The sequence below is a fragment of the Yoonia sp. R2-816 genome (genome assembly GCF_046762905.1).
In the GTDB taxonomy this organism is placed as follows: Bacteria; Pseudomonadota; Alphaproteobacteria; order Rhodobacterales; family Rhodobacteraceae; genus Yoonia.
On the sequence record NZ_JBKQXN010000248.1, the window covers coordinates 1 to 5,764 of the forward strand.

The 5,764-nt window shown below is 51.8% G+C and carries 6 protein-coding genes and 2 pseudogenes; 1 reads left to right on the top strand and 7 read right to left on the bottom strand.

What is annotated here, in order from left to right; genetic code table 11:
* Positions 1 to 196 precede the first annotated feature (196 nt).
* From ACFWW2_RS16485 to ACFWW2_RS16500, 4 genes are all read right to left on the bottom strand, one after another.
* Positions 197 to 886, bottom strand: coding sequence for a LysE family translocator (locus ACFWW2_RS16485; RefSeq protein WP_393929707.1), 690 nt, complete (start codon positions 884 to 886; stop codon positions 197 to 199).
* Positions 887 to 1,051: 165 nt separating this feature from the next.
* Complete coding sequence (locus ACFWW2_RS16490) at positions 1,052 to 1,879, bottom strand: SDR family NAD(P)-dependent oxidoreductase (RefSeq protein WP_393929709.1); 828 nt, start codon at positions 1,877 to 1,879, stop codon at positions 1,052 to 1,054.
* Positions 1,880 to 1,965: 86 nt separating this feature from the next.
* A complete protein-coding gene (locus ACFWW2_RS16495) occupies positions 1,966 to 2,466 on the bottom strand; it encodes a GNAT family N-acetyltransferase (RefSeq protein WP_393929711.1) in 501 nt (166 codons plus the stop codon).
* The gene (locus ACFWW2_RS16500) at positions 2,466 to 2,735 is read right to left on the bottom strand and encodes a Rid family hydrolase (RefSeq protein WP_393929713.1); all 270 of its coding nucleotides are present in this window, start codon (positions 2,733 to 2,735) and stop codon (positions 2,466 to 2,468) included. Before ACFWW2_RS16500 ends, ACFWW2_RS16495 begins: the two co-directional genes overlap by 1 nt.
* Positions 2,736 to 3,377: 642 nt before the next feature.
* On the opposite strand from ACFWW2_RS16500, the gene ACFWW2_RS16505 reads away from it, so the two are divergent.
* Positions 3,378 to 3,914, top strand: coding sequence for a hypothetical protein (locus ACFWW2_RS16505; RefSeq protein ID WP_393929716.1), 537 nt, complete (start codon positions 3,378 to 3,380; stop codon positions 3,912 to 3,914).
* 494 nt (positions 3,915 to 4,408) lie between these two features.
* Here the strand turns inward: ACFWW2_RS16505 and ACFWW2_RS16510 are convergent.
* The 3 genes and pseudogenes from ACFWW2_RS16510 to ACFWW2_RS16520 all read right to left on the bottom strand — a co-directional run.
* Positions 4,409 to 4,498: pseudogene (locus ACFWW2_RS16510) on the bottom strand (IS6 family transposase); the annotation flags it as partial.
* Between the two features lie 66 nt (positions 4,499 to 4,564).
* Positions 4,565 to 5,056, bottom strand: a complete 492-nt coding sequence (locus ACFWW2_RS16515; protein WP_393929719.1) for a hypothetical protein — start codon at positions 5,054 to 5,056, stop codon at positions 4,565 to 4,567.
* Positions 5,057 to 5,185: 129 nt separating this feature from the next.
* Positions 5,186 to 5,599 (bottom strand): annotated as a pseudogene (locus ACFWW2_RS16520) (integrase core domain-containing protein); the annotation flags it as partial.
* Positions 5,600 to 5,764 lie beyond the last annotated feature (165 nt).

The following is a 5,764-nucleotide window of genomic DNA, read 5'->3' on the forward strand; positions in this document are numbered from 1 at the left end:
GTCATCGGAACCTCCTCTGTCGACTGAGAAAGCCTCAATCGTCGGACAGGTTCGTCAGTTCACAAAATGCGCGACGTCAGGAAAAATGCGAAACATCAGCCAAAAACGCCAATGCCGCGCGAGCGGCTTCGTCCTTGAGCCTGGTGTTCCAAATACTGCAACCTGAGTGAACTTCAGCATTGAAACTTGGCTCGACTCAATTGGAGCGATGCTGCGACGCTGCAAGAGCCCCTCCAAGTGCAATCAAAATGCCGCCGCCTAGCGCTTCGATCCATTCAATGACGCGTTCTTTCATGAGGCGTGCGGATAGCACGGAGGCAAAGCCGTAGAAAACAAGGACCGGAAGTTCCAACAGAACCGAGACAACGCCAAGAATGACGAGCTGAGTAGCGACGTTCCCCTCCGGTGAGATAAATTGCGGGAGGATCGCAACGAAGAACAAAATGTTCTTAGGGTTCGACGCTTGAAGAGTGAACCCCTGCCAAAACGACTTAACGGCTGTTTGCTGGACCTTTGGCGCGGCGGCCTTCGCTTCCGAAAGGTCCAGGCCTTCACCGAGTGATCTTTTCTGCCAGAGGTGTTTCATCAGTGGCGTGATCATTCCAACGCCCAGATATACAAGATAGGCAGCTCCTACCCATTTGATAATTGTAAAGAGCGTGGCGCTGGCAACGATCAGGGCCCCGATTCCGAGTGCAGATAAGGTGAAAAACAAAGCGTTCGTGGACAGAATCCCCAGTGTCGCCATGAACCCAATGCGAAATCCCTGACGCATTGATAAGCCGATTACGAGCAGTACCGCTGGACCAGCGTGAGCGAAAGCAGAAATTCTGTCAGCGCGAAGAGAGCAAGTGTGTTGAGGCCCATAATAATCTCCAATCGGCATTTTGTGTTAGCGTGTCCAAACCTTGCGGAAATGACCAGATCAAAATTTAACAACTCGATGGCTCAAATAGGCAGTATTCACTCATCGCGAGCGTTTAATCAGGTGTTACAAGCGGTATTTGACGTCACACAAAAGCCGAACTCAGATTGACGTCACGTTCGGGCATCAGATGCCGAAAGGGACACCGCCCGTGACGGGAAGATTAATGCCAGTGACGTAGTTTGCTTGTGGGCCTGCCAAGTATGCAACTGCGTTGGCCACGTCGATTGGTAGACCCGTATCACGCACAGCAACACTCTCATACCGCCGCTGTTTCATTTCTTCGATTGAAATACCGTTTTCTCCGGCCAACCTCACGTTGGCGGCAGAGTGCATATCTGTTGCGATGTACCCTGGACACACGGTGTTGCAGAGAATGCCGTCAGGGCCGAATTCTGCCGCCAGAGTCTTCGTCAGCCCCACCAACCCGTGCTTCGTAGCGGTATAAGCACCGAACCCAGGTTCTGCACCAAGACTACCTGTTGAGCCGATGTTGATAATCCGCCCACCACCGACCTTGCGCATCTCGGGGATGACGGCTTGAGAAAGCATCATTGGCCCTAAGATGTTGACGTCAAAACTGGTTTTCCATTGCGCAGGCGTCGTAGACAAAAAGTTGTCGGAGCCCGCCAAAGATCCTGCATTGTTCACAAGGATGTCCAACCTTCCAAACTTCGAGAGTACGGTGTCTATGCAGCTGCTGATCTCTTCAGCACTTGTGACATCCAATGTCACGGCGAGCGCTTTCCCATTTGAAGCTTTGATGTCGGCGACCAACCCGTTTAGCAGTTCAAACCGCGAAGCCTTTTGACCATCAATGTTCATAGCCCCATCTATGTCTGCAACAACAACGGCTGCGCCGTCATCAGCAAGTCGGGTGGCGATTGCGCGTCCAATCCCTTGCGGAGCTGACGCTCCCGTCACTAGTGCCACTTTTCCGTTTAGAGGGCGCATGTCTGTGGTCTCTCTTGCTGTGAATACTCAGGGCAATCGCTACACGAATAGAGCAATGCATCAAGGAAGTTGTTCCAGCCTGCTGTTCAAGCCACGTGTGCTTTGGAGCAGTCAATTAATACTTTTGCGGTAGACGGTGAACTTGGTGTCTTTCGCCACCCGGTCGTAAAGATCCCGCGCTGTCCGATTGCTTTCGTGCGTATGCCAATATGCGTATGCCAATAGATGTCACAAACTCCGCGTTCGCCGCGCATGTCGGCGATACCGGACATCAGCATGCGCCCAACACCACGACCTCGTGCCTCAACTGTGGTGAACAGGTCCTGCATGTAACAGGTTTCGGCGATCTGAATCATGTTGCGGTGAAAAATTAAATGGCCGAGCCCAATGAGTTTGCCATCCAGTTCGGCAACCACGCCATAAACGGTTTCAGTCCCGTCCAGCAGTCGCATCCAAGCTGTTTCAATAATTTCACCGGACAGCGCCGTGTCACCTTCACGACCATAGAACGCGTTATAGGCGGCCCAAAGGCGTTGCCACTCTGGCTCGTCAGATTGTTCGACTCGGCGAATGACGGGCTTTGACACTAGATAACCTTTGCCGTCACCACGATCTCAATCAGACATCCTTCGTCCAGGTCAACGCCAACACAGGCGCGTTGCGGCCAGTTCTCTTCTGGCCCAATCCAGTCAATCCAAATGGTATCCATTTCGAGCTTTTGTTTAACGTTGCTGAGATAGACCGTCGCCTGAAGCAGCCCGGCTTTCCCGCTTCCAGCTTGTTCGAGAATGCGATTGAGTTCATCTAGCGTGTTCTGCGTCTGCGAAAGAATTCCGTCTGAGCCCTGTGCCGTCAAGAACCGTTTCAGTTCATCAATTTAGCGGCTCTCGGCACCGGGATTGTGGCGCGTTTTTGATAAGCGGCGCACCTCCATAGCCGATTTCTATTGTAAAATAGTACATCGGTATTTCTCCACAATGCGATCTGGATCTACGGTTTGATCATTGGTGTGTTGGCGGATGATCCTTTCCATTTATCCATCGACCGCTCCGCCCCTTGAGGGGTGTTGAAGTGAATTGCAAGACTTGGCCAAAAAGGAGAACAAGGTTTCTACGCTATAGGAAACCTAAAATGCGCCAGGGTTCGAGCTACCCATGAACGCTGGCCTCGATTTCGGCTATGTCAACCCTCGGTCGTGCGCAGGTGGTCACAGGATCATCTGGCTGGGGTCAGCGTCGCCCCGGATATCATAGTGAACAATCAGGCTACCTTGCAGAAGTTAGGTGGCGCACGCGTTGAGCCAGCCTGATGAGGTTTCGCCCAACACCAATCCAGCCTTCGAGTCCGATACGACTGTTGGGTAGGTCAGCCTCAAAATGGAGTTTAAGAATGACTGTGTGAATCTGGGTGAACTATTGGAATCAATGCTGTTTGCCGCGCTTGGCCATGCCAACCTGACCTCAGCATCAAAAAAACACTACGAGGAAACGAGAAAACAATGACTTCAAAATTTGCACTGTCCGTGGCCATTGGCTTGATGCTTGCCGGCTGCGATAGCTATTCACCGCCACAGTACCAAAGTAGTCCGTCAAATGCAATTGCTCTGCAATCGATCGCAGCGACTGGAAAGGCCGCATCTGTCGGCACAGTCACAGTCGCCGAAGGTGTAAATGCACGCCCAACTTGCCGTCTGGCAGGACCCATCGATGTTGGTGGCGGCATGGATATTGCGACTGCTGTTAAGCAGGCTTTACAGGCTGAATTTCTTGCCGGAGGTATTCATAGCGCTCGTGGTGTCCCAATCAATGTAGAGATCACCGAGCTGAAACCGAATTCCGTTAAAGGGCAATGGACGCTTGGACTAAAAGTTGATTCTGCCAAGGGGGCAGGTTTCAACACGAGAACCATCCACAAGTTCTCAACCAGTTTCAGCGCCGTGGCGGCATGTAACAACACAGCCGATGCCTTTAACAGAGCCTTGGCAAGCGGTCTCAATAAAATTGTCACCGACCCGCGGTTCCGCAATTTGCTGTAACCTTGGAACCAGTGATCAGCGCCGCGCCTTGCAGCAAGCTTGTGTCAGCCTGAGGCGCCGCGCTAACTACCGGAATACCTGAATTTGGCGGCAATCACGCTCTCGCGGGTTTTGATGTGCGCCGGGGCACGGTCGCAATCGGATCTGGGGGCCTGAACCCGGAAAGCTGGCTGGCGTTGATAGATATCAACCGCGTCGAAGTGAGCGCCCGTGCGGCTGCGATCTATGGCAAGATGCGCGCAGATCAACTCAATGTCGTCGCTGGTGCCAATTCGGCAATAACTTCTGCTCTTACCAAAGGGAGGGGGAGAAGTGGGCGAGAAAGAGGAGGGCTTCTACCAAACCAAGGGCTGACAACTCCACTGAGGTTCGAATATTTTCTCAGCTTCCAAAAAATCGGTAGGTAAAATTGATGACACCAACCTTTTCTCCAGCAAAGCTTCCAAGAACGCCTGTGTGTTCAAGCCCGTCATTTCTTCCTGTGCTGGATCAGGTGAAATCGGGAACCGGATGTACACCATTACTGCCAGACGAACGATCTCAGGGCTGGTCTTAGAATAGCGGAATGGATTGGATATTGTCATCCAAGAAGGTTACGAAAACGTCTTACCCGCTCAAGATCGATTCCTCTGATAGTGCCGTCGAGAACGCTACTGCCCATTGCTGAAGTTGGTAATCGCCCAGAAATCTTCGCGTGCGTCTCGGGTCCAATACCTATGAGATGTTGGCATCATATGCTCAAAGTCAAACTCAGCGCCCCACCAGCCATCTAGAACAACCTTGTCATAAAGGCGACCGTGAACCATGTGCATAAAAATTTTGCGGTCATAGTTGATGTAAAATTTCGGCAACTTCGAGAACAGACGCATCCGAAGCTGGATCAGATCTTCAGACATCGGTGTATTGAAGGAAAGTTCGGCCTCCACCGCACCAGACAGATCAGCGTATTGGCCGCTGTCCTCATTGAAAAATTCATCACGTAACATGTCCGTCGTTACAACCTTGGCCAAGTCACCATCACGGTAAGTTGGGAACGAGTCCTCCGTCAGGGTAACAATTCCACCTCGGAACTCTTTCTGCGCCTTTTGATACTCTCCCAACAGCCGTGGGTTATCACTGTATTTCTTGATGCCAGCGTCCAAATTTTTCTTCTGGTCAAGATTGAAAAGAGCCTCCCATGCAACAACCCAATAGTAGTTTCCTTGAAATATGACCTGTGCCCCAAGTCTCCTCCAGTTTTGCGCGGAGTCCTTGGGTTTTAATCTTTGGCGTTAGGCCGCCATTTCGTCTATCGCCTTTCTTTGCAAAAATTCTATTGGTGTCCGGTTGCCCAATGCTGAATGTGGTCTACGCCAGTTATAATCCTCCTGCCATTCCCCAAGCGTTTGGCGGGCTTCACTCAATGTGCCGAAGAGCGTTTCATTTAGGCATTCATCCCGCAGCTTGCCGTTGAAGCTTTCGATGAAGCCGTTCTGCTGGAGCTTTCCAGGCGCGATGTAGTGCCAATCAACACTAGTTTCCTGAACCCATTTGAGGATCGCCATGCTGGTGAACTCGGTGCCGTTGTCCGATACAATCGTCGCCGGCATACCGCGTTCAGTGATGATCTTATCCAGCTCACGCACAACACGATGCCCTGACAGGGATGTGTCTGCGATCAGCATTATGTTCTCCCGTGCGCATTCCGGAGCATCCGGCCGGTCATTCCGGAGCTATGCCCGAAAGTTGGTGACGGCGTGATTAGGCGGCATGGTTAAGTTGTTTGATCCCGTCTTTGAATTCAATCCCTTCGATGATCTCGGGCATGCGGTTTGCGCCGTCGAGCTTCCGCCATTTGGTCTGGGCTGACA